At 53.3% G+C, this 22,631-nt stretch carries 21 protein-coding genes; 2 read left to right on the forward strand and 19 right to left on the reverse strand.

Translation table 11 applies throughout. The annotated features are described in order from the left end of the window. Positions 1-92: 92 nt before the first annotated feature. Positions 93-641: an oligoribonuclease gene (gene orn, locus DBY90_RS00335; RefSeq protein ID WP_107986351.1), complete on the forward strand. Its 549-nt coding sequence runs from the start codon at positions 93-95 to the stop codon at positions 639-641. Between the two features lie 274 nt (positions 642-915). Continuing rightward, positions 916-2,298 (forward strand): tetratricopeptide repeat protein, encoded by a 1,383-nt coding sequence (locus DBY90_RS00340; RefSeq protein WP_107986353.1) that lies wholly within the window; start codon positions 916-918, stop codon positions 2,296-2,298. Between the two features lie 89 nt (positions 2,299-2,387). Here the strand turns inward: DBY90_RS00340 and DBY90_RS00345 are convergent, their stop codons facing one another. The 19 genes from DBY90_RS00345 to DBY90_RS00440 form a co-directional block, all read right to left on the reverse strand. Continuing rightward, on the reverse strand, positions 2,388-3,347 hold the full coding sequence (locus tag DBY90_RS00345) for a bile acid:sodium symporter family protein (RefSeq protein ID WP_107986355.1): 960 nt from the start codon (positions 3,345-3,347) through the stop codon (positions 2,388-2,390). Positions 3,348-3,652: 305 nt separating this feature from the next. Beyond that, the gene (rnhB, locus tag DBY90_RS00350; protein WP_107986357.1) at positions 3,653-4,243 is read right to left on the reverse strand and encodes a ribonuclease HII; all 591 of its coding nucleotides are present in this window, start codon (positions 4,241-4,243) and stop codon (positions 3,653-3,655) included. 559 nt (positions 4,244-4,802) lie between these two features. Beyond that, entirely contained in the window at positions 4,803-5,951 is a 1,149-nt protein-coding gene (lpxB, locus tag DBY90_RS00355; protein ID WP_372338143.1) for a lipid-A-disaccharide synthase, read from the reverse strand. A 60-nt stretch (positions 5,952-6,011) separates the two neighbouring features. After that, a complete protein-coding gene (locus tag DBY90_RS00360; RefSeq protein ID WP_107986361.1) occupies positions 6,012-6,812 on the reverse strand; it encodes an MlaA family lipoprotein in 801 nt (266 codons plus the stop codon). Next, complete coding sequence (locus DBY90_RS00365; protein WP_107986363.1) at positions 6,809-7,087, reverse strand: STAS domain-containing protein; 279 nt, start codon at positions 7,085-7,087, stop codon at positions 6,809-6,811. The genes DBY90_RS00360 and DBY90_RS00365 overlap by 4 nt, the downstream gene beginning before the upstream one ends. Before the next feature lie 98 nt (positions 7,088-7,185). Beyond that, entirely contained in the window at positions 7,186-7,776 is a 591-nt protein-coding gene (locus DBY90_RS00370; RefSeq protein WP_045075293.1) for an MlaC/ttg2D family ABC transporter substrate-binding protein, read from the reverse strand. A 39-nt stretch (positions 7,777-7,815) separates the two neighbouring features. Beyond that, entirely contained in the window at positions 7,816-8,313 is a 498-nt protein-coding gene (mlaD, locus tag DBY90_RS00375; protein WP_045075291.1) for an outer membrane lipid asymmetry maintenance protein MlaD, read from the reverse strand. Positions 8,314-8,363: 50 nt separating this feature from the next. After that, entirely contained in the window at positions 8,364-9,140 is a 777-nt protein-coding gene (gene mlaE, locus DBY90_RS00380) for a lipid asymmetry maintenance ABC transporter permease subunit MlaE (protein WP_070491470.1), read from the reverse strand. A gap of 136 nt (positions 9,141-9,276) precedes the next feature. Next, entirely contained in the window at positions 9,277-10,077 is an 801-nt protein-coding gene (locus DBY90_RS00385; protein ID WP_003779745.1) for an ABC transporter ATP-binding protein, read from the reverse strand. A 413-nt stretch (positions 10,078-10,490) separates the two neighbouring features. Further along, the gene (locus tag DBY90_RS00395; RefSeq protein ID WP_070491472.1) at positions 10,491-10,946 is read right to left on the reverse strand and encodes a four-helix bundle copper-binding protein; all 456 of its coding nucleotides are present in this window, start codon (positions 10,944-10,946) and stop codon (positions 10,491-10,493) included. Between the two features lie 289 nt (positions 10,947-11,235). Further along, complete coding sequence (ftsZ, locus tag DBY90_RS00400; RefSeq protein ID WP_003742838.1) at positions 11,236-12,429, reverse strand: cell division protein FtsZ; 1,194 nt, start codon at positions 12,427-12,429, stop codon at positions 11,236-11,238. Positions 12,430-12,653: 224 nt separating this feature from the next. Continuing rightward, a complete protein-coding gene (ftsA, locus tag DBY90_RS00405; RefSeq protein ID WP_019271553.1) occupies positions 12,654-13,898 on the reverse strand; it encodes a cell division protein FtsA in 1,245 nt (414 codons plus the stop codon). Between the two features lie 80 nt (positions 13,899-13,978). Beyond that, on the reverse strand, positions 13,979-14,704 hold the full coding sequence (locus tag DBY90_RS00410; protein ID WP_070491475.1) for a cell division protein FtsQ/DivIB: 726 nt from the start codon (positions 14,702-14,704) through the stop codon (positions 13,979-13,981). After that, a complete protein-coding gene (locus DBY90_RS00415; protein ID WP_003757235.1) occupies positions 14,694-15,608 on the reverse strand; it encodes a D-alanine--D-alanine ligase in 915 nt (304 codons plus the stop codon). The genes DBY90_RS00410 and DBY90_RS00415 overlap by 11 nt, the downstream gene beginning before the upstream one ends. 150 nt (positions 15,609-15,758) lie before the next feature. Continuing rightward, a complete protein-coding gene (murC, locus tag DBY90_RS00420; protein WP_039410413.1) occupies positions 15,759-17,168 on the reverse strand; it encodes a UDP-N-acetylmuramate--L-alanine ligase in 1,410 nt (469 codons plus the stop codon). Positions 17,169-17,434: 266 nt separating this feature from the next. Continuing rightward, positions 17,435-18,262: a class I SAM-dependent methyltransferase gene (locus DBY90_RS00425; protein WP_070491478.1), complete on the reverse strand. Its 828-nt coding sequence runs from the start codon at positions 18,260-18,262 to the stop codon at positions 17,435-17,437. A 134-nt stretch (positions 18,263-18,396) separates the two neighbouring features. Beyond that, positions 18,397-19,464 (reverse strand): undecaprenyldiphospho-muramoylpentapeptide beta-N-acetylglucosaminyltransferase, encoded by a 1,068-nt coding sequence (gene murG / locus DBY90_RS00430; protein ID WP_070491480.1) that lies wholly within the window; start codon positions 19,462-19,464, stop codon positions 18,397-18,399. A gap of 3 nt (positions 19,465-19,467) precedes the next feature. Next, complete coding sequence (ftsW, locus tag DBY90_RS00435; RefSeq protein ID WP_070491482.1) at positions 19,468-20,625, reverse strand: putative lipid II flippase FtsW; 1,158 nt, start codon at positions 20,623-20,625, stop codon at positions 19,468-19,470. A 276-nt stretch (positions 20,626-20,901) separates the two neighbouring features. Further along, the gene (locus DBY90_RS00440) at positions 20,902-22,398 is read right to left on the reverse strand and encodes an amidase (RefSeq protein WP_070491484.1); all 1,497 of its coding nucleotides are present in this window, start codon (positions 22,396-22,398) and stop codon (positions 20,902-20,904) included. Positions 22,399-22,631: the final 233 nt, after the last annotated feature.

Raw genomic sequence — 22,631 nt, forward strand, 5'->3', positions numbered from 1 at the left:
AAGAAGGTCGTCTGAAACCTTTTGAGACGACCTTTGCACGTCAAATCCCTTATAATGCTGCCCATTGTTTTCAACGGAAAAGGTCGTCTGAAATGACTCAAAACGCAAGCAACCTATGCTGGCTCGATATGGAAATGACCGGGCTTGACCCCGAACGCGAACGCATTATCGAAGTCGCCATGATTATCACCGACTCCGATTTGAACGTCTTGGTGCAGTCCGAAGTTTATGCCGTCCACCAAAGCGACGAACTGCTCGACGGCATGGACGAATGGAACACCGCCACCCACGGTCGCACGGGGCTGACGCAGCGCGTGCGCGAATCGCGGCTGACCGAAGCCGAAGTGGAACAAAAACTGCTCGACTTTATCGCGCAATGGATTCCCGAAAAAGCCACGCCTATGTGCGGCAATTCCATCCATCAAGACCGCCGCTTCATGGTCAAATACATGCCGCGCCTCGAAGCGTATTTCCACTACCGCAATCTGGACGTATCCACCCTGAAAGAACTCGCCAAACGTTGGAATCCGCCCGTTGCCAAAGGCGTGGTGAAACGCGGCTCGCATCAGGCTTTGGACGATATTCTCGAAAGCATTGAGGAAATGCGTTATTACCGCGAAAACTTCTTGAAACTGCCTTAAATCCTTGCCAATACAAGCAGCAATACAAAAAGGTCGTCTGAAAGCCTTAAACCCATTCTTTCAGACGACCTTTTTATATTTTGAAAGTCTGTGTAGCGCGCTTACGTCAGTCATACACCCTCCCGAAATCTACGCATCTCCTGCCAAATGCCGCCGTATCAATGCGGTAAACCGACAAAAATGCCGGTCCCACATTTCAAGATTCTGAACAAACGCTGACACACAATTACAGAAAACAGTATAATACACTACTCAAAATGCCTATTCCGATGCCATGACCATCATTCCCAAACGATTATCGCTGCAAGATATCGTCCCGACAGAACCCCCTTTCGAGGGCAATCTTCGGGACTTTTTGCCTTTGCGGCAAATCATGGAAGACGGGGACGAAAAAGCAGTATACCGTATGTGCGGCATGCTGCTTGGCGGCAAGGAAAACCGTAGGGCATTATCAGGCATAGAATACATCGCATCCGGAGGGTTTCCGGATAAGGCATACAGGTTGCTGCATTGGAGCGACCGTTTCGGGCTGGCTGCCGACAAACTGCTGGCTGCCTACGCAGATTTCGGCGAACGCGGGTTCTCAGCGGCGCAAACCGCACTGATGCGTTATTACGCAGAACGCAACGACCTGCAATTTCTCTATTGGGCACAATGCGCCGCCCCGCAATCCCCTGAAGCGCAATACCTTATCGCGCGGCAGTATGCCCTGGCGGATAATTGGGAAAAGGCGCTAAATTGGTACAACCAGGCAGCCTCCCAGGGCTGGTCGCAGGCATGCCTGCAATTAGGGAAATCCTTCCTTTACGGCTGCGGCGTTTCTGCCGATTCTGCGCAGGCAGAAGTCTATTTGGAATATGCCGCCGAACACGGCTGGGTCGAAGCACAAATCCTGCTGGCAGATTTATTGGCGGCAAAAGGAAACAAAGACGCCCTGTCTTGGTACAGCCTTGCCGCCGTTCAGGGCAGCGCGGCGGCGCAAACCGCCTTAGCACGGCAATATCTGACCGGCAAGCTGACCGACCGCGACCCGTTACAGGCGTTCAAATACGCCAGAACCGCCGCAGACAGGCAGTTTCCGGATGCGTTATGCCTGATGGGCGACCTCTGCCGCTACGGACTGGGCATACGCCCCGATTTATCCGTCGCGCAACAATACTACCGCCACGCCGCCGCATTGGGCAGCATGGCTGCCGTACAGAAGCTGCTCAGCGAGGCCGCCCTGCACCAACCGGAACATTACGAAAAACTCAAATCCGAAGCCTTGCAGCGTCAGGAAACCGAGCAGCTTTGCCGCTCTGCCGCAGCCTGCCTTGACGGCATCGGACAAAAAAAAGACTACGCCCGCGCGCGACGGCTTTATCTGGAAGCCGCCGTCTGCAATCATGCCGATGCAGCAGCCGGTTTGGGCAAAATCTATTATCACGGTCTGGGTATTCCTGCCGATACCGGTTCGGCGGCGTACTGGTTTGGCATAGCGGCGGAACAAAACCATCCTGAAGCGCAATATTATTCGGCATTCCTCCTCTACCACGGACAAGGTACCGCCACGAATGTTCCCGTCGCCTACGATTACCTTCAGGCAGCAGCAGACAACGGATATGGCAACCCGCAGGAACTCAGGGCAATATTGGAGCAATGGCAGTGCGAACGTTGAAGATAATCCGGCATTGATTTCTGCCCGACAATAATAAAAGGTCGTCTGAAAAAGTTTTCAGACGACCTTTTGTCCTTTGCCGAACTCTTTTAATCGGACAATTCCGCTTTCGATTCTTTATCTGCTTTCGCCGACCAATAAGATGCGAGCAGCGAGCCGGAAATGTTGTGCCACACGCTGAACAGCGCGCTGGGTACGGCGACGACAGGGGCTGCGGCAAAATGCGCGGCCGCCAATGCCGCACCCAAACCGGAATTCTGCATACCGACTTCGATAGCGAGCGTTTTTTGCGCATCGTACGGCAGCTTGCAGATTTTAGCCGCGAAAAAGCCGAGCAGGTAGCCGACGGCGTTGTGCAACACCACGACACCGAAAATCAACAGCCCGCTCTCAATAATTTTGCCTTTGCTCGCGCCGACGACCGCACCGATAATCAACACAATGGCAACCACCGAAACCAAAGGCAAGGCAGCGGCAGCGCTTTCGGTCTGTTTGCGGAACACAGTATGTGCAATCACGCCGAGCGCAATAGGCAGCAACACCATTTGAACAATGGAAACAAACATCGCCTGCGCATTGATGTCGAGCATTTCACCTGCCAAAAGCAGGAAAATAGCGGGCGTCAGCAACGGAGCCAGCAAGGTGGAAGCCGACGTAACTGCAACGGACAAAGCAACGTTGCCGCGCGCCAAAAAAGTCATCACATTGGAAGCCGTACCGCCCGGACAGCAGCCGACCAAAATCACGCCCACAGCAACTTCAGCAGGCAAATTTAACAATTTGACCAAAAAATAGGCAGTCAGCGGCATGATAATGAATTGAGCCGCCACGCCGATAAGGACGGCTTTGGGATGACTGGCGACAATTTTGAAATCTGACGGCGTCAGCGTCAGCCCCATTCCGAACATGATGATGCCCAAAAGCCAAGTGATGTAAGGCAGTACCCACTTGAACAATTCGGGGTCGAAGAAAGCAAGGGCGGCGCACAATGCCGCCCAAAATGAGAAAGTTTTGCCGACAAAGTGGCTGATTCGTGCAATAGTGTCCATAAATAGTATGTGCGGTATCGGTTGATAAGATTATTGATTAGGAGAACAGTGAAATAAAGCAACACACAAACATCAAAATCTGTTTGTCGGTTGATATAGTGGATTAACAAAAATCAGGACAAGGCGACGAAGCCGCAGACAGTACAGATAGTACGGCAAGGCGAGGCAACGCTGTACTGGTTTAAAGTTAATCCACTATATTTGTTTCACCTCCGCCCGAACGCGAAGCATACACGGCTTTGTAACGGGGTGTAAAGAAAAGGTCGTCTGAAAGCGTTTCAGACGACCTTTAAACCATTCTGCCCTCACTCAAACAACCTGCCCTGCGCCAGCAACGCCTTCACGGGTGCGAAATCGCAGCGGTGTTCGGGCAGCACACCGTATTTTTGCAGGGCGGCGAGGTGTTGCGCTGTGCCGTAGCCTTTGTGTTTGTCGAAACCGTATTGCGGATAACGTTCGGCAAGCGCGTACATTTCGGCATCGCGCGCGGTTTTGGCGAGGACGGAGGCGGCGGAGATTTCGATGATTTTGCTGTCGCCCTTGACGACGGCTTCGGCGGAAATGCCCAAATCTTTCGGAACGCGGTTGCCGTCTATTAGCACCTTATCCGGCACGACCACCAAACCCTGGACGGCGCGGGTCATCGCCAGCATGGTGGCGTGCAGGATATTGAGTTCGGCGATTTCTTCGGGCGACGCGGAGGCGACGCTCCACACAACTGCTTGTTCTTTGATCAACACCGCCAAAGCATCGCGCTTTTTCTCGCTGAGTTTTTTCGAATCGGTCAGGCCGGGCAGGTCGTAACGTTCGGGCAGGATAACGGCGGCGGCAAACACGCTGCCGACCAGCGGCCCGCGCCCTGCTTCGTCCACGCCCGCAAGGAGGATGGGAGACATAGCGTTTCAGTGATACGGTTCGGTTAACGGGAGAGGTCGTCTGAAAAGGATTTCAGACGACCTTTTGAATGATATAGTGGGTTCAAATAAAAAATAATGTCGGGTTTACTGCCATTATTTTTATCTGTACGGGGGCAGCGACAGTTTTGCAGGGAACCCAAGCCCGCCGCCCTACCCTGTTTTATGCTGTGAAACGTTTTCGCGGGCAAAGCCCACGCTACAAAAATGAACCTGTCAGTTCCGGTCGGGCATTCATACCCGACAAGCCATATGGCCGGTTCACTTCATTTTTGATGCGGCACCTATCGCCCGCCGTCATTCCCGCGCAGGCGGGAACCCAGTCCTCAACTATTCAAAACTATTTAAAGATTGTCATCATTTCAAACTTCTGGATTCCCGCCTGTGCGTGAATGACGACGCGTGGTTTTCTGACTTGAATTTACTGCAAAACCATCAGATTCAGCCCGCAGGTTGGACATACTCTTTACAGGACAATAAATATCAGAGGCCGTCTGAAAGCGTAGCTTCAACGAAGTGAAAACGGGTGCAGCGGGTTTCGCTAAAAGCCTGCTTCGGACAATACGGCTTCAGCCGCCAATGCATCGGTATCTTTCTTCAACAGCAAATGCAGTTCGCGAAAATCCTGTTTCAGCGCGGCGGCGGCTTCGGGGTGGTCGTACCAATAGGCAACGGCGGCGGCGAGTTTTTCCGGCTCGGCATCGTGTTGCAAAAGTTCCGGCACGGCGGCTTTGTCCAACAGGATATTGGGCAGGCCGACATGCGGCACTTTGACTTTGCGTTTCACATAAAAATAGGTCAGCGGCGAAATTTTGTAGCTGATGACCATAGGCCGTTTGCACAAGGCGACTTCGAGGGTGGCGGTGCCGCTGGTTACCAACACGACATCGGCGGCGGTGCAGACGGTATCGGACTGTTTGTCGGTGATGGTAACGGGAATGGCGGAAAATTCAGGCTGCGCCAGAATTTCACCGATGCGCCTGCGGGTGGCGGCGGTGGCGGCGGGAAGCAGGAATTGCGCCTGCGGATAGCGTTTGAGCAGCAATAAGGCCGTCTGAAAAAACAAAGGAGCCATATAGTCGATTTCGCTGACACGGCTGCCCGGCAGCAAGGCGAACACGACAGTTTCGGCGGCCACGCCCAACTTGGCGCGCGCGGCGGCATGGTCGTCGTCCAGCGGCATGGTTTGCGCCATCGGATGACCGACAAACTCGGCTTTGCCGCCCGCATCAAGGTAAAGCTGCGGCTCCATCGGAAACAAACACAGCACGCGGTTGACCTGATGCACGATTTTGTTCACCCGTTCGCGCCGCCACGCCCACACCGACGGGCTGACATAATGAACGGTGGGGATGCCCGCCTTTTTGAGTTTTTCCGCCACGCCCAGATTGAAATCGGGCGCGTCGATGCCGACAAAGACATCAGGCTTGATGCGGATAAGGTCGTTCACCAGCCCTTTGCGGATTTTCAGGATTTCGGGCAGGCGTTTGACCACTTCGACAAAGCCGCGCACCGCCAGTTTTTCCTGGTCGTACAGGCTCTCAAACCCTTCCGCCTTCATGCGTTCACCGCCAATGCCGATAAATTTCGCATCGGGGCGGCGTTGTTTGATGGCACGGATAAGGTGCGCGCCGAGCAGGTCGCCGGATGCTTCGCCGACGCTGATGGCGATCAGTGGGGAATGGTTCATCATCGTTACAGGAAAATAGATTGAGGTCGTCTGAAAGGTTTTCAGACGACCTTATGGAGATTATTCGGCAGGAATCGGCTCAAATTCGGCAGCGGATTGCGGGAACGGTTCGGCAAAATCGGTTGCCGCGGGCGCATCGCTGTCCACCAAGTCGTCGATGTCGATGTTGTCGTCTTCGCTTTGAGGGAGCGTGCCGCCGGTTTGTTGGGTGCGGACTTTCATGTAAAGGTCGCGTGTGTAGCTGTATTTGTCGATGGCTGCGCCTTCGAGGCTGTCGGTCAGGTCGAGCAGTTCTTCACGGGTGTTGATGGCCTGCAGGCCGATTGTGCCCCAGCGTCCTGCTCTGGTGTGGAAGACGGCGTTTTTAACTGGGTAGACGGTGGTAACGGCGTTGCCAATGGTATCGCGTACGGTAGATGGGCCGAACAGGGGGACAACGAAGTAGTTGCTGTTTTTCCAGCCCCATGTGGCGAAGGTGTCGCCGAGGGTGTTTTTATTGCTGGGTACGCCGCCTGCACCGGCTACGTCGATTAAACCGCCAAGGCCGAAGGTGGTGTTGATGCCGACGCGGACGAGGTCTTCGCTGGCGCGTTTGACGTCAAGGCGCAGAACGTTGCTGCCGAAGCTGACGACGTCGCGCAGGTTGTTGAAGAAGTTGATCACGCCGGTGCGGACGGGCTTGGGCGTTATTTTGCGGTAGCCGCGTGCGACGGGGGCGAGGACGTATTGGTCGGCCTTGTCGTTGAATTTGAAGACGGCGCGGTTGTAGCCTTCGTAGGGGTCGGCGGGGTTGTTCTCGGCAAATGCGGGGGTTGAGGTCTGGCCGATGAGGAATAGGAGTGAAGCGGTGGTTTTTTTCATGGGTTCAACCAGTCTTTGATTTCGTAAAGCTCGGACAGGGTGCGCACGGATTCGGGTATGCCTTGCAGGGTGATTTTCCCGTCAGGGCGGCGCAATGCGTCAAGCAGCAGGGACACGCAGGCGGAATCGGCGCGCCCGACGCCGCTCAAATCGACCGCGCGGGTGTCTTTCAGACGACATTGCTGTCTGAAGCGGGTAAAGGCGGTGGCGGTCAGGGTTTTGACGGTAATGTCGCCGCTGATGTGCAGCGTACCGTTGCGAAGTTCGGTTTGCATAGCTGTCTTGTCAACTTAATCTTGGATGATAAAACCTGAAGGTCGTTGTGTGCGAAAGCCATGTCGTCTGAAAACGGACGGCATGGCTTGTCTTTGCATTATTTGCTGCCGTTTTTGGCTTTCAGTTCGGCAATCAGTCCGTCTACGCCTTTGGCTTTGATGGTTTCGCCGAATTGGTTGCGGTACACGGTTACCAAGCTCGCGCCTTCGATGGCGACGTTGTAGGCACGGTATTTATTGCCGCTTTGGTAGGTGGTAAAGTCCATGTTGACGGGTTTTTGACCGGGTACGCTGACTTCGGCGCGGACGATGATTTCTTTGCCGCCTTTATTGACAACGGGGTTGTCTTTGACGTTGACGTTGGCGTTTTTGAATTTCAACATGGTGCCGGAGTAGGTGCGGATCAGCAGGGTTTGAAATTCTTTGGTCAACGCTTGTTTTTGCGCGTCAGACGCGGTACGCCAAGGGTTGCCGACTGCCAGCGCGGTCATGCGTTGGAAATCGAAATAGGGAATCGCATAGGCTTCGGCTTTTTGGCGGGCGGTGTTGGCATCGCCGTTTTTTAAGATGCTCAATACTTGAGTGGCGTTTTGACGGATTTGGTTCACTGCGTCGGCAGGGGCGGCAACCGCCATGCTGATGCTCAAGATGCCGATGCTCAGTGCGCTGATGAAAGAGGTTTTTTTCATGATTAAGTGTCCTAAAAGTATGAATATGATGGTGTACGTTTACTCGGTGGCTTTTGCCGCATCGTCGCCGCCTGCCGCGTTTTTCTCGGCGAAGCTGGTCATGAATTTACCGATCAGGTTTTCCAGAACCATGGCAGAGCTGGTAACGGAAATGGTATCGCCTGCGGCGAGGGGCTCCGTGTCGCCGCCTTGTTGCAGACCGATATATTGTTCGCCCAACAGGCCGGAGGTCAGGATTTGCGCGGAAACGTCGCTGCTGAACTGATATTTGCTGTCCAAATCGAGACGGACTTTCGCTTGATAGGATTTCGGGTCAAGCTCGATGGAGCCGACGCGTCCGACCAATACGCCCGCAGATTTGATCGGCGCGTTGGCCTTCAGGCCGCCGATGTCGCTGAAATCGGCATATACGGTATAAGTCTTGCCGGAATTGCCGAACGCTGTACCGCCCGCCACGCGGAAAGCGAGAAAACCGACCGCTGCCACGCCGAGCAGGACAAACAGTCCGACCCAAAATTCCAATACATTCTTTTTCATTAAAGTTCCTTGAATATCCAATGTGCTTTGTTTCGTTTTCAGACGACCTGTCATTCCGTAAACATCAATGCGGTCAACACAAAGTCAATCGCCAAAATCGTCAGGGCGGACGAAACCACCGTACGCGTGCTGGCACGCAAAATGCCTTCCGAGGTCGGGACGCAGTGGAAGCCCTGATGCACGGCAATCAGCGTTACCGCCACGCCGAACGCGGCGGATTTGATCAGACCGTTGATTACATCGTAATGTATCGTGATGTTGTTCTGCATTTGTGACCAGAAAATGCCGCTGTCCAAGCCCAGCCAAGTTACGCCGACCAAATACGCGCCGTAAATGCCAGCCACGTTGAAAATCGAAGCCAAAAGCGGCATGGAAAACACGCCTGCCCAAAAGCGCGGGGCAACCACGCGGGCGACAGGGTTTACCGCCATCACGTTCATCGCTTCGAGCTGTTCGGTCGTTTTCATCAAACCGATTTCGCTGGTCATCGCACCGCCCGCGCTGCTGGCAAACAGAATCGCCGCCAATACCGGACCCAGTTCGCGCAACAGCGAAGCCGCAACCATATAGCCCAAAATATCGGCGGATTTGAATTTCGATAACTGCGTATAGCCCTGCAAACCCAAAACCATGCCGACAAACAGCCCTGAAACGGCAACAATCAATACCGACAGCACGCCGGCAAAATACACTTGGCGCACGCTCAGGCGCGGACGGACGAAAGCCGTACCGGATTTCGCCAGAATGTTCAGCAGAAACAGCGTAATACTGCCGAGAGATTGAATAAAGCTGAGGGTTTTCGCCCCGACGGAACGGATAAAATTCATAGGTTTCCATTACGGATTAACGGGTTTCAGACGACCTTTTAGGATGATGATGGGTCGTCTGAAAAATAATTTCGGCTTCAGGCAACAACGGTTCAAACATTTCAGACGACGTCTGCAAACCGAGGTCGTCTGAAAACTACCCAAGCAAATCTTGCTGCAACGACGTTTGCGCCGGATAGCGGTATGCAACAGGGCCGTCTGCCAGCCCGCCGACAAACTGGCGCACCCAAGGCGAATCCAGTTCGCGCATTTCCTGCGGCGAGCCGGAGAACATAATTTCGCCGTGCGCCAAGAAAATCACCTGATCGACGATTTCCAAAGATTTTTCAATATCGTGCGTCACCATAATGCTGGTCGAGCGCAAAGCCTTGTTGACGCGGCTGATCAAGTGGGCAATCACGCCCAGGGAAATCGGATCGAGACCGGTAAACGGCTCGTCGTACAACATGATTTCAGGGTCGAGCGCAATCGTGCGTGCAAGCGCGACGCGGCGCGACATCCCGCCGGAGAGTTCGGACGGCATCAGGTTTTCCACGCCGCGCAGACCGACCGCGTTCAATTTCAACAAAACCAAATCGCGGATCACCGCTTCCGGCAGGCGCGTCAGTTCGCGCATCGGAAAAGCGATATTGTCGAACACCGACAAATCGGTAAACAGCGCGCCATGCTGGAACAACACGCCCATACGGCGGCGGTGTTCATACAATTCGTCAGCCGAAAAGCCCGCCAAATCACGTCCTTCAATCAAAACCTTACCCGATTGCGGATGAATCTGACCCGTAATCAGCCGCATCAGCGTGGTTTTGCCGCTGCCCGAACCGCCCATCACGGCGGCGAAGTTTCCTTGGGGAATGCTGAAATTGATATTGTTCAGAATCGGACGGTCGCCATACGCGAAGGCAACGTCTTTCATTTCGATGAAGGGTACGGAACTCATGAAGGGGAAGATAGGGCGGGATGTATTTTAATTACTTGCATTGTAAAGCTTATCAAGGTGTCGGGCAATTTTCAGACGACCTTATCAAGAAAACGTCTGTAAAGAAGCGTGAAAATCATGTGTTTGGCAGGAATTTTAAGACCATTGGAATGGTTAAGGCGTGAATCTTACAACCTGCTGTCTTCATTTTAGAACGGGGCAAGTTACAGAACTTAATAATCCTAAACATAACGATTTTCGCCGGCGGGGGAAGTTTTAAATTTATGGCAAGATTTTGTAGGCAAAGACACAACATTCTACAAACAAAACTTACATTTCAAATAATTTTGTGAAAACCATTCCATCAAAAACAAACCGGCCTGCCTGCAAAACAAAGCTTGTTTCACAGACAGGCCGGTTATTTACCGCGTCAATTAAGCAGCGATTTTTTCGCACTCTTTGGTGCAGGCAAGGCAGGATTCATAGCATTGTTTGCATTCTGCGTGGTGGCCTGCGTGTTGTTTGCACGCGGCGGCACATTGTTTGCACGCTTCAACGCAGACTTTTGCCAAAGAAGGAGTCAGCGGAGAGTTTTGGGCGGCAAGGTTTTGCAGCGCGCCGCACAATGCCAACATTTGGTTGACGCCTGTTGCGCAGTCTTTCATTGAAGTATCGCCTTGGCTCAGCAGTCGGATGCAGTGTGCCAAGCAGATTTGACCTGCTTCAACACAGTGGGCAGCCGCTTTTCTGGCTGCTTCATAGGTTTGGGACGCCGCAGCAGGAGCAGCGTGAGAATGGCCTTTATGGTCATGATTTCCGTGAGCGCGGGCGAATGAGGCGGCGGCTGCCAAAGAAACGGCTGTACCACCTAGGAATTGACGACGGTTCATACTGTATTTCCTTATATAATCATTGATATGCAGTTAAACATAACGAATCGCTAAAATCGAAGACAGCGGCTCTCTGCGCATCATTGATGTCGTCTGAAATCAGCCGCTTATTCAGATTTTGAGCGGTTACACTACACTTGCCGGCGCAATCCTATCATTCAGCTGTTCGGCAGACAATAGGTCGAAAGTCGAGAATCTACTTAATGAAGTATAAAAAGGCAAAGCCTCCAATATTCCAAACTATAAAAAAACCTGCCAACGATGTGGCAGGCTTTTTTAACAGAATGAATTATTTGTCCGAATTATTTTGACGACGCAAAATAGCCGGAATTTCAAAATCGTCTAAAACAGATTGGTTACTGAAATCCGCGGCAGTCAAATTCATTGAGCGGATACCTCTGTTGGTACGAACCAAGCCATCCACATTACCAGCTTGCGCAGACTGAGCGGCTTCGGTATTTCCGCTAACCAATTTTTGTGTACGGACTGCCGCACGCATTTGGTTTTCGCTGCCGTTTTCTTTCAGACCGGTCGCAATAATGGTTACGCGGATAGCGTCTTCGCCCATATTGTCATCTTCGGCAGTACCGTACTTGCATTCAGCTTCAGGATGTGCATTCTCGTTAACCACTTTCATGATTTCACGATATTCGGACATTTTCAAGCAATCCGGAGCGGTAGTGATATTCACCAATACACCGCGCGCGCCATCCAAAGTCACATTATCCAACAAAGGGCTGGAAATCGCTTGTTCGGTTGCCAAACGGGCGCGGTCAATGCCTTGAGCAAAACCGGAACCCATCATCGCGATACCTTTGATGCCCATTACGTTTTTAACGTCGGCGAAGTCAAGGTTGATGAAACCGGGACGGGTAACCACTTCGGAAATACCGGCTACAGCATCGCGCAGGACGTTGTCCGCTGCACGGAACGCTTCACGCATGGTCACGTCTTCGCCCAATGCAGTCATCAATTTGTCGTTCGGGATGATAATCAATGAATCGACTTGACCTTTGAGCTGCTCTAAACCTTCTTGGGCAATGTGCACGCGTTTGCCTTCGTAGCCGAAGGGACGGGTAACAACCGCAACGGTCAGAATACCCATTTCTTTGGCAATCTCGGCAACCACAGGAGCCGCACCGGTACCGGTACCGCCACCCATACCGGTAGTGATGAACAACATATTCGCGCCGCGGATAGCATCTTCAATGGCTTCGCGATCTTCTTGTGCAGCAGCACGACCGATTTCAGGATTGGCACCCGCGCCCAAACCACGGGTAAGATTAGTACCCAATTGGATGCGTTTTGCCGCATTATTTTTACCTAAAGATTGCGCATCAGTATTGGCACTAATAAATTCAACACCTTGGATGATGTTGGCAATCATGTTGTTAATAGCATTGCAACCGCCGCCACCCAAACCGATTACTTTAATGACCGCAGGGCTTGCGGCTGATTCAGCTACGTCGTAAACAAATTCCATTCAAATGACTCCTGCGCGCCCTGCATCGAGGACGGTCCAAAAATTAGATATTATCCGTATTATATAAGAAGTCTTCAGACACTGGCAAAATACTTCTTATTCATTCACCATTACCGTTATTTTTTTACTACATTTTTTAACGAAAGCATACAGGTTCTTAATTGTTGCAAGTAGTTTCATTCCGACAACGACTCATTTTCCCTGTAAGCAAAGTAACGGAACAATCAGAAATTGTCTTTAACGAATTTCATCAGTTTTGCCCACAGACTGATTTTTTCAGTCTGATCATGAACCACAATCGCACCAGTCACCGGCGCGCCGTCTTCCTCGCCTCTTGCCGCCTGCAAAAGACCGATAGCGGTTGAGTAGCGCGGATTGCGGATGCGTTCGGATACGCCGCCCATTTCTTGAGGTACGCCGATGCGTGCAGGCAGACCGAACACTTCTTCGGCAAGCTCAACAATACCGGTCAGCATAGATGCGCCGCCGGTCAGAACGATACCTGACGTGAGGACTTCTTCAGGGAAGCCGGAACGGCGCAATTCGTTAAGGGTCAACTCCAAAATCTCTTCAACGCGCGGACCGATGACGCTTGCCAAAACACGGCGTGAAATCTGACGGGGCTGGCGGTCGCCGACGCTGGGAACTTCGACCATTTCGTCCAAGCCTTCCATATCGGGAATCGCCACGCCGTAGTGGATTTTGATGTATTCGGCAGCGCTGTGCGGGGTGCGCAGTGCTTGTGCCAAGTCTTTGGTAATCAAATCGCCCGCCACGGGAATAACGGCAGTATGGCGGATGGCGCCGTTGGTATAAACGGCAATATCGGTCGTACCCCCACCGATGTCGATGACGCACACGCCCAAATCTTTTTCGTCTTCAGTCAAAACAGCCTGACCGCTCGCCAAGGGCTGAAGCATGATTTGATCCATCTGCAAACCGCAACGATGGATACATTTTTGGATGTTTTGCAGGGCGGTATTGGCGCCGGTAATAATATGTACACGGGTATCGAGACGGACGCCACTCATGCCGATAGGCTCTTTGACACCGGGCTGGTTGTCGATAATGTACTCTTGTACCACGGTATGCAGGATATTGTGATCCGGCGGGATATTGATGGCTTTGGCGGTTTCGATGGCGCGATCGATATCGGCTTGCGAAACTTCGCCGTCTTTGATTTTGACAACCCCTTGCGAATTCAAGCTGCGGATATGGTTACCTGCGATACCGGTCGTAACGTGGCTGATTTTGGTATCCGCCATCAATTCGGCTTCATTGACTGCCTGCTGAATGGCTTGGGCCGTCGCGTCAATGTTGGTTACCATACCTGCTTTAAGGCCGCGAGACGGTGCCTGTCCGAGTCCGACGATGTGGATTTCGTTGTCGTCTTGTACTTCGCCAATCAGGGCGATGACTTTGGATGTGCCGATATCGAGGGCACTGATATATTTACCTTGTTGTTCCATTATATTTGCTCGTTATTTCGCTGGAGTTATAACTATTTGTCTGTATTGGCAATAGTTTGCTTCACGCCATTTGCTTGGCTTTAGTCGTCTGAAACATTTTCAGACGGCGTCTCTGATGTGTAACGCACGGAAAATCCGTCTTTATACCGCATATCAACGTAGGATAACCGATTTTGATTTTTACGCAACAGCGTCGGCCAAATTTCGGCGAAAAGTTGTAAGCGTTTGATTTCGTTTTCCCTTCCCAGCCTGACGGTAATCCCGTTGTCCAAGACCACCAACCAGGCGGAGCGCGGCGTATAAATCAGTTCTTTAATCGCCAGATTTTGCCGGCGGAGGATGTCGGAAAATTCTTCGTAGTGTTTGACCATGTCTTTGCCCGTACCCGGCTGTCCTTCAAAGATTGGCAGCTTGGCTTTGAGCTGGGCGTCAAACACATTGCCTTTGGAATCGACCAAACCGCCGCTGCGCCAATGCGCGACAGGCACGCGCTCGGTCAAATGGATTTCGACAGTATCGGGAAAGCGGCGGCGCACCATGGCGGAATCCACCCACGGCAGCTTTTGAAAGGCTGCCTGAATACCGTCCAAATCGGCACGGAAAATATTGCTGTGCGTGTGCTGTTGAGCGGCGCGCTGAAGTGCTTTCCCGTCCGAATAGGTCAGCTTGCCCTGTATAGACACTTGTTTGACGGGAAAATGATTGGAGTTGTATAGCCAGGCTATGCAGGTGCCGATGAGCAGCAATGCCATCAGCAGCAATAGCCAGCGGGTCAGCCGACCCAGTGCGCTTGCGTCATCCCACATGTGCGGTTTTCAGAATTTCAATGCATAAATCGGCAAAATCCACGCCGGTATGGGCGGCGGATTTCGGTACTAAACTGTGGCTCGTCATGCCGGGCAGTGTGTTGATTTCCAAAAGGTAAAGTTTACCGTCGGTATCCTTGAGGAAATCGACGCGCACGCAGCCCTCTGCCCCGATTGCCTGCGCCCCGCGGACTGCCAGGGAACGCATCAGGTTTTCTTCAGCCTCGCTCAAGTCTTCGGACGGACATTGATAAACAGTGTCGTCGCGGTTGTATTTGGCTTCGTAGTCGTAAAACTCGGTCGCGGGGATGATGTGTATGCTGGGCAGGCCTTTGCCGTTCAATACGGGGCAGGAATATTCGCCGCCGCCGATAAATCGCTCGGCAATGATTTCGCCTTGAAGGTGTTTCAATTCTTCGTAAACGCTTTTCAGACGACCTTTTTCTTTCACTTTCACAACACCGACGCTGCTGCCTTCGGCTGCCGGTTTAACGAACATGGGCAAGCCGAGTTGTTGTTCGACGGCATCGAAATCGGAATCTTCGTGCAAAACGGCAAACTCGGGAACGGGCAGCCCCAAAGCTTGCCAAATCAGTTTGCAGCGGTATTTGTCCATGCCGATGGCTGAAGCGGCGACACCGCTGCCGGTATAAGGAATGCCCAACAATTCCAACGCGCCCTGAACGGCACCGTCTTCGCCGTAAGTACCGTGGAGGATATTGAAAGCAGTTTGGAAACCTTGGGTTTTCAATTCCGCCAAGGGCGTTTCTTTAGGATCGAAGGCGTGTGCGTCTATACCTTTGCTTTTTAAGGCATTCAAAATGGCGGCACCGCTATCCAGCGAAATTTCGCGTTCGCTGGAAAAGCCGCCCATCAATACGGCTACTTTGCCAAAATTCTGCATTGTTTTTGTTCTTTCTTGATTACTTCATTTTTTGATACAGGTCGTCTGAAAACGAATCGGGTTTTCAGACGACCTTAATCTTGCTTCCCCACCCGATGGAACATCGCTTCATCGGGCGGCTATCTCGGCATCACGATAAAAATTTCCGCCTCAGGCTTTTTTCGACAACTCCAGCATCGCGGCAGGTACACGGTTGATGCTGCCTGCGCCCATATTCAACACGATGTCGCCGTCCTGTAAAACGTTCAACAGCATTTCGGGCAAGTCGGCGACGTTTTCGCAGTAAATCGGCTCGAGTTTGCCCAATACGCGGATGGCGCGGGCAAGGGCGCGGGAGTCGGCGGCAGCAATAGGCTCTTCACCGGCGGCATAAACTTCAGTCAACACCAGCGCGTCAACAGTATTGAGGACTTTGGTGAAGTCTTCGAACAAATCGCGTGTGCGGGTATATCGGTGCGGCTGGAAGGCGAGCACCAAACGTTTTTCCGGATACGCGCCGCGTGCGGCGGAGAGGGTTGCTGCCATTTCGACGGGATGGTGCCCGTAGTCGTCCACCAACAGCGCGGTTCCGCCGTTGGGCAGCTTGATGTCGCCGTATTTTTGGAAGCGGCGGCCGACGCCTTCGAAACCGAGCAAGCCGCGCTGAATCGCTTCGACGGATGCGCCGACTTCCAGCGCCACGCCGATGGCTGCCAAAGCATTGAGGACGTTGTGTCTGCCGGGCATGTTCAACACGACTTCAAACGGCGCCTGCTCATGTCCTTTCATTTGGACATGAACGGTAAACTTCATTTGCGCACCGACGCTTTCGATGTCGGTCGCGTAAATATCGGCGGCATCGTCCAAGCCGTAAGTGGCGTAGGGTTTGCTCACTTTGGGTAAAATCGCGCGGACGTGTTCGCTGTCGATACACAAAAACGCTTTGCCGTAGAACGGCATACGGTGGATAAAATCGACAAACGCCTGATGCAGTTTTTCGACGCTGTGTCCGTAGGTGTCCATGTGGTCTTCGTCGATATTGGTGACGACGGACATAATCGGAGTCAGATGCAGGAAGGACGCATCGGACTCGTCGGCTTCGGCGACGATATATTCGCCTTTGCCCAAGCGGGCGTTGGTACCTGCGGCATTGAGTTTGCCGCCGATAACGAAAGTGGGGTCGAGACCTGCCGCGCCGAGGATAGAGGCGGTCAGACTGGTGGTCGTGGTTTTGCCATGCGTACCGGCAATGGCGATGCCGTCACGGAAGCGCATTAGTTCCGCCAGCATCAGGGCGCGCGGAATGACGGGGATTTGCTGCTCCAGCGCAGCGACGACTTCGGGATTGTCTTTTTTGACGGCGGTAGAGGTAACGACGACATCCGCGCCGTTGACGTGTTCGGCGGTATGACCGGGATAAACTTGAATACCCAAGCTGCTCAAATGCTCGGTCACCGCATTTCGCGCCTGATCCGAACCGGAAACTTTAAAGCCCAAATTGTGTAAGACTTCGGCGATACCGCTCATGCCGACGCCGCCGATACCGACAAAATGGATGTTGGTGACTCGATTTTTCATCATGATGTTGCGTTCCGGTGGATTTTCGATGCGTAAAGGCGTTATTTTAAAGGGCTATCCGCTTCTGCGCCATAGTTTTCTTGTAAATTAAAGATGTTTTGGCATACAGGATTTCACATTGGTTGCAATATGGGTAAAAAAGGGGCTTCGCTTAGCGGCAAATCTTTGCTACTTTGCCCATTTTTAAACTTGATTTCAGCTACCAAAACACTAGAAAAAAACAAAACATAAGGTCGTCTGAAAACCATTTTCAGACGACCTCGTGCTTATCAACTGGATGGCACTTGTATCCTCATCAAGCGCATATCCAGTTTGCGCCGTCCCCACGCGGTCGCATACAAAAGGCGCAAAAGCCACGGATAACGCGGTTTGCAGACGCTGCTCAAGCAGGCTTCTTCAATAATTTCCACACCCGGCATCAGCCGTCGGATGTCGTCCGTTCCGCTTATCGCCCAGCAGAACTCGGGCGGTTTGTCCATTTTACCGAGCGCGTCGTGGCGTTTGCTTTGTCCGATGTAGGCTTTGGGAATGGTATCGAAGGCAAGTTGGGCGTGCGGCAGACGGCGCGCAACCTGTTTGAAAAAGTCCTGCACCTGCGCCTCTTCAAAATACATCAACACGCCTTCGATCACGAGCAACACGGGTTTGCCGTGCGCGGCGACGGTGTTCATCCACGCTTCGTCGAACATGGACGCGCCCAGATAATGATTGTCCGATTCGGGCAACAGCATGCGCCGCACTTCAATCACTTCCGGCAAATCCAAATCATACCAAGCGGTAATGCGCGGCCTGCCCAAGCGTTCGTAACGCGCATCCAGCCCTGCGCCGATTTGCACGACGACGGCATCGGGATGTTCGGCGATAAAATGCCGGGTCATATCGTCCAACAGCTTCGCCCGCCCGCAACAGCCGACCTGCGATGCTTTGACTTTGGCAAACTTGCCGAAGTCGTAGTCTATCTTGTCCAACATCCGCACGGCTTCGTCATCACGCAAAAGCGGCTGCGCCCTACCCTGTTCTACGGCCTTTGCCCACAGGGGAATCAGCATGGTACTGGACAGTGCGGAAACGGTTTCGGGAGAGATTTTTGCAGACATGGCAGCCTCCAATGAGAGAAATTCCTATTTACATCATACTCCCGCACAATACGGCTGCCAAGTTGCAAAAAGGTCGTCTGAAACCCGTTTCTTGGTTTTCAGACGACCTCTGTTTCGCTCATCACATTATGTCATCATGCCGTACACGCGATGGCGGCTTCCGCCACGTCGTCCGCGCTGTGCGGCAGCGCCAATGTGCGGGCGTTTTCCGCCCATTTGAGGCATTTTTCGCGGTTCAAACCACCGAGGATTTCAGCGAGCTTTTCCGCTGTCAACTGGGTTTGCGGCAACAGCAATCCTGCCTCCGCCTGCACCATAAAACGCGCGTTGGCGGTTTGATGGTCATCGACGGCATAAGGATACGGCACCAGCAGCGCGCCCAGCCCCGCCGCCGTCAACTCGGCAATCGTCAGCGCGCCGGCACGGCAAATCACCAAGTCGGCATCGCGGTAGGCGGACACCATGTCGGTAATAAATTCCACGCATTCGGCTTTCACGCCCAGCGCATCGTAATCCGCCTGCAAGCTGCCCAGCTTGCCCCGGCCAGATTGGTGGTACATCTGCGGGCGCGCATCGTCGGGTAGCAAAGCCAATGCTTGCGGTACGGTTTTGTTCAAAACGTCTGCGCCCAAACTGCCGCCGACCACCAAGATTTTCAGACGACCTTCACGCCCTTGGAAGCGTTCGGCAGGCGCAGGCAGGTTGGCAATATCGGCGCGGACGGGGTTGCCGACCAAGCCGCCTTCATGGCTGAACGCTTTCGGGAAGGCGTACAACACCCGCTTCGCCCAGCGCGACAGTTGGCGGTTGGACAAACCAGCCACGGCGTTTTGCTCGTGAATCACAATCGGCACGCCGCACAGCTTCGCCGCCAAACCGCCGGGGAAAGTTACGAAGCCGCCAAAACCGATGACGCATTCGACGCGGTGTTTGCGGATAATCCGCTGCGCTTCGCGGACGGTTTTATACAAAGTAAACGGCAGCATCAGCTTGCGTTTGATGCCGTTGCCGCGCACGCCTTTAATCGCCAGCGTTTCGAGCAGGATGTCGTATTGCGGCACGATGCGCTCTTCCATCGAGCCTTCGCTGCCCAGCCAAATCACATGATGGCCGCGCGCACGCAATGAATCCGCCACCGCCAGCGCAGGGAAAATATGGCCGCCGGTACCGCCCGCCATCAGCATGAAAGTTTTACCGCCCATGATTTACTCCACTTGGTAACCGCGCATTTTTTTGCGGTTTTCATAATCGACGCGCAACAACAAAGTGATGCACACCAGCATGACCACAACCGCCGAACCGCCGTAAGACATCAACGGCAACGGCAGCCCCTTGGTCGGCAAAATGCCGATGTTGACGCCGATATTGAAGAAACTTTGAATACCTATCCAAACACCGATGCCGTTGGCGACATACGCGCCGAACGTCAAATCCAAATCGCGCGCCTGCCGTCCGATGGAAAAGGCGCGGACGACCAGCCAAACATAGCAAGCAACCAAAATACACATACCCAAAAAGCCGAATTCCTCGCCGATGACGGCAAAGATAAAGTCGGTATGCGCCTCGGGCAGGTAGAAGCGTTTTTCCAAGCTCGCGCCCAAGCCCTGACCGAACCATTCGCCGCGCGCAATCGCCATCAGCGAATGCGTCAACTGGTAGCCTTTGCCCAAAGGGTCCGCCCACGGATTCAAAAACGCCGATACGCGCGCCATGCGATAAGGCGCAAGCATAATCGCCGCCGTCATGAATGAAGCCAGAATCATCCCCATCATGATGAAATACTTGGCAGGGAAACCCGCCAAAAACACCATAGCCATCGTAACGCCGACAATGACGACGAACGAACCGAAGTCGGGCTGGAACATAATCAACACCAAACCCGCGGCAATCAGCCCGCCCGGAAACATAATCTTCTTCACGCTCTGCAACACTTCCGCCTTGCGCGTGAACAGGCTGGACAAATACAAAACGACGGCAAGCTTGAACAACTCCGTCGGCTGGATATTGACCGGTCCCGCGTGAATCCAGCGGGTTGCCCCGTTAATCTCCCGCCCCAAAAACAAAACCAGCAGCAGCAAAAGCCCCGAGAAGCCGAAATACCAGGGCATAAGCTTTTTCCAAGTGTTTATGCTGATAAAAGACAGGCCGATGCACACAGAAACACCGACCGCGACAAACAAAGCCTGCTTGCCGACAAAAGAAAACTGCGTACCGCCCTCCGCCGCCGCGTAAGCAATCGAAGCGGAATAAATCATCACCAGGCTGAACACGGTCATCAACACCGTCATCCACAAAAGCGATGTATCGAATTTCTGACCGCTGCGGGAAATCGGGCGGTCGAGAATTTTGGAAAGACTAATCATGAACAAACATCCGTTACGGAACAAACGTTTCAGACGACCTTTTGGATATACGGGTCGTCTGAAAATATCGAAAATCAGAAAAACGTCATTCTAAAGGTTTCTTGGCAAAGCAACAATTCAGATTCTTTAAAGACAGTCGGATTCCGGCATTCTTTGCGCCCTCCCCTACCCTTTGATACCCAAAAAAGGTCGTCTGAAAACGTTTTTATGTTTTCAGACGACCTTTTATGAATCTTTTCTTCGATCAAATAGACCGCTTTTTATCCAATGCACCCCCTAAACCAACTGCGGTATTTCCGCCCACGGCTGTATCTGTTCCAACTGCGCAGCGAGGCTAAGCAGCGTGTCTTCGCGCCCGTGTGCGGCGGCGAACTGGGTGCCGACGGGCAGCCCGTTATGCCGGTAAAGCGGCACGCTCATGGCGGGGTTGCCGCTCATGTTCAGCGGCGATGTATAGCCGACGTATTGCAGCGTTGCAGCGGCTTCTTTTTCTAAAAACGGGTTGTTTTTCAACAGAAAACCCAAACGCAGCGTGCCGAACGGCAGGCGCATGGCTTTTTGCGCGGCGGGTGGCGGCATCAGCTCGCCGATTTTCGGCGTGGTGCGCGGGCAGACGGGCGTCATCAACACGTCGTAGCGCGTAAAAAATGCTTTGGCGGCACGTTCCTGCGCCAGCATCACGTCGCGCGCCCATGCCATTTCGCCCGCGCTGATTTGCCGCCCCTGCACAATCATTGCCCACGTTGTCGGCTCAAGCAGGTGGTGCGGCAGTTTTTGTCCGGTTTCATATTGATATTGGTAGAACAGTTTTGCCGTTTCGCCCATGACGATGATGCGGGCGGCTCGGTTGAGCTGTTCGGGCGGCGCAAAATCGGGCGTGGCTTCTTCCAATTCGTGTCCCGCGTCTTGCATCAGTTTCAAACTATGGGCGAACGCGGCTTCCGTGCCTTCGTCGTTGCCGCCGCCAAACCATGTCTGTTTCCAAAAAGCGATTTTCAGACGACCTGCTTCTTGTTTCAGGCTGTCTGCAAAACCATTTTCGGGCGGCGGCGGGCAGGCATATAGGGCGCGGGCTTGGGTTTTGGCGGCGATGTCCAGCAAAACCGCGCTGTCGCGCACGCTGCGGGTCAACACATGATCGCATACCAAACCTTGCCACGCCTCCGATGCGTTCGGTGCGTAACTGCTGCGGCCGCGCGTGGGTTTCAGCCCGAACACGCCGCAGTTGTGCGCGGGCAAGCGGATGGAGCCGCCGCCGTCGCTGCCGTGCGCTGCGGGGACGACGCCCGAAGCCACTGCCGCCGCCGCGCCCCCGCTGCTGCCGCCTGCGGTGTAATCCAAATGCCACGGATTGCGCGTGATGCCGTAGATTTCGGTTTCGGTAACGGGATACGCGCCCCATTCGGGCGTGGTGGTTTTGCCGAACACGCGCAGCCCCGCATCGAGATAGGCTTGGGTCAAATCGCTGTTTTGCTTGGCAATGTAATGCTGCATCATGCGCGAACCCGACCATGTCGGCGCGCCTTCCCAATCCGCCAGCAGGTCTTTGAGCAAAAACGGCACGCCCGCCAGCGGCGTATCGGCATTTTCAGACGACCCCTGCCACGCCGCCGCGCGTTCGCGCAAATCGTGCGCCAATAGATTGAGCTTGGGATTGACTTCGTCCAAGCGGTTTAAAGCAGCTTGCAACACTTCATCGGCGGAGACTTCTTTTTTGCGGATCAGTTCTGCCAAACCGACGGCATCGTAACGGATGTAGTCTTGAAAATTCATGGGTTTTCCTTTCGGATTGATCAACACACGTTTTGTCGGTCAGGCATGACTGCCCGCCGCTTCGCCGTTTGCCCGCATAGGCAATTTTTATAGTGGATTAAATTTAAACCAGTACGGCGTTGCCTCGCCTTGCCGTACTATCTGTACTGTCTGCGGCTTCGTCGCCTTGTCCTGATTTAAATTTAATCCACTATAAGAAACAGTAGCACCGTATAAAGTAAAGAAACAAGTTT

The sequence above is a fragment of the Neisseria mucosa genome, from assembly GCF_003044445.1.
Taxonomy (GTDB): domain Bacteria; phylum Pseudomonadota; class Gammaproteobacteria; order Burkholderiales; family Neisseriaceae; genus Neisseria; species Neisseria mucosa_A.

What these genes read in the sequence shown, in the direction of transcription:
- orn (WP_107986351.1), top strand. Translation starts at nt 93, where the DNA reads ATGACTCAAAACGCAAGCAACCTATGCTGGCTCGATATGGAAATGACC.
- DBY90_RS00340 (WP_107986353.1), top strand. Translation starts at nt 916, where the DNA reads ATGACCATCATTCCCAAACGATTATCGCTGCAAGATATCGTCCCGACA.
- DBY90_RS00345 (WP_107986355.1), bottom strand. Translation starts at nt 3,347, where the DNA reads ATGGACACTATTGCACGAATCAGCCACTTTGTCGGCAAAACTTTCTCA.
- rnhB (WP_107986357.1), bottom strand. Translation starts at nt 4,243, where the DNA reads ATGTCTCCCATCCTCCTTGCGGGCGTGGACGAAGCAGGGCGCGGGCCG.
- lpxB (WP_372338143.1), bottom strand. Translation starts at nt 5,951, where the DNA reads ATGAACCATTCCCCACTGATCGCCATCAGCGTCGGCGAAGCATCCGGC.
- DBY90_RS00360 (WP_107986361.1), bottom strand. Translation starts at nt 6,812, where the DNA reads ATGAAAAAAACCACCGCTTCACTCCTATTCCTCATCGGCCAGACCTCA.
- DBY90_RS00365 (WP_107986363.1), bottom strand. Translation starts at nt 7,087, where the DNA reads ATGCAAACCGAACTTCGCAACGGTACGCTGCACATCAGCGGCGACATT.
- DBY90_RS00370 (WP_045075293.1), bottom strand. Translation starts at nt 7,776, where the DNA reads ATGAAAAAAACCTCTTTCATCAGCGCACTGAGCATCGGCATCTTGAGC.
- mlaD (WP_045075291.1), bottom strand. Translation starts at nt 8,313, where the DNA reads ATGAAAAAGAATGTATTGGAATTTTGGGTCGGACTGTTTGTCCTGCTC.
- mlaE (WP_070491470.1), bottom strand. Translation starts at nt 9,140, where the DNA reads ATGAATTTTATCCGTTCCGTCGGGGCGAAAACCCTCAGCTTTATTCAA.
- DBY90_RS00385 (WP_003779745.1), bottom strand. Translation starts at nt 10,077, where the DNA reads ATGAGTTCCGTACCCTTCATCGAAATGAAAGACGTTGCCTTCGCGTAT.
- DBY90_RS00395 (WP_070491472.1), bottom strand. Translation starts at nt 10,946, where the DNA reads ATGAACCGTCGTCAATTCCTAGGTGGTACAGCCGTTTCTTTGGCAGCC.
- ftsZ (WP_003742838.1), bottom strand. Translation starts at nt 12,429, where the DNA reads ATGGAATTTGTTTACGACGTAGCTGAATCAGCCGCAAGCCCTGCGGTC.
- ftsA (WP_019271553.1), bottom strand. Translation starts at nt 13,898, where the DNA reads ATGGAACAACAAGGTAAATATATCAGTGCCCTCGATATCGGCACATCC.
- DBY90_RS00410 (WP_070491475.1), bottom strand. Translation starts at nt 14,704, where the DNA reads ATGTGGGATGACGCAAGCGCACTGGGTCGGCTGACCCGCTGGCTATTG.
- DBY90_RS00415 (WP_003757235.1), bottom strand. Translation starts at nt 15,608, where the DNA reads ATGCAGAATTTTGGCAAAGTAGCCGTATTGATGGGCGGCTTTTCCAGC.
- murC (WP_039410413.1), bottom strand. Translation starts at nt 17,168, where the DNA reads ATGATGAAAAATCGAGTCACCAACATCCATTTTGTCGGTATCGGCGGC.
- DBY90_RS00425 (WP_070491478.1), bottom strand. Translation starts at nt 18,262, where the DNA reads ATGTCTGCAAAAATCTCTCCCGAAACCGTTTCCGCACTGTCCAGTACC.
- murG (WP_070491480.1), bottom strand. Translation starts at nt 19,464, where the DNA reads ATGGGCGGTAAAACTTTCATGCTGATGGCGGGCGGTACCGGCGGCCAT.
- ftsW (WP_070491482.1), bottom strand. Translation starts at nt 20,625, where the DNA reads ATGATTAGTCTTTCCAAAATTCTCGACCGCCCGATTTCCCGCAGCGGT.
- DBY90_RS00440 (WP_070491484.1), bottom strand. Translation starts at nt 22,398, where the DNA reads ATGAATTTTCAAGACTACATCCGTTACGATGCCGTCGGTTTGGCAGAA.